Annotated in this window: 1 protein-coding gene; it reads right to left on the bottom strand. The window is 32.3% G+C overall.

Annotation, left to right across the window (positions count from 1 at the left end; all coding sequences use genetic code 11):
- Nucleotides 1-230, bottom strand: a 230-nt coding sequence (locus SB658_RS27855; protein ID WP_410603827.1) for an HAD hydrolase-like protein, incomplete at its 3' end; no start/stop codon positions are given.
- Nucleotides 231-232 lie beyond the last annotated feature (2 nt).

Raw genomic sequence — 232 nt, 5'->3', positions numbered from 1 at the left:
TCTTTATGTAAAGTTTTCACTTTTTCTTTTAATGCATCCTTGTTAAACTTCTCTTTTAATTGCTCATTTAAATATGCATATAGTACATCATCTGTCGTTCCAATACATTTTGCAAATTCCTCTAAAGGTAACTCCCCACCGTACTCACGAACGGCGTCTCTGAAAGAGTGAAACCATATTGTTTCTGTGTCCACAATTAATCCATCAAAATCAAAAATAATTGCTTTCATAA

The organism is Bacillus sp. SIMBA_008 (assembly GCF_046535495.1).
GTDB lineage: Bacteria > Bacillota > Bacilli > Bacillales > Bacillaceae > Bacillus > Bacillus subtilis.
The sequence above is the reverse complement of the archived record's forward strand: the minus strand, read 5'-3'. Positions and strand labels throughout refer to the sequence as shown.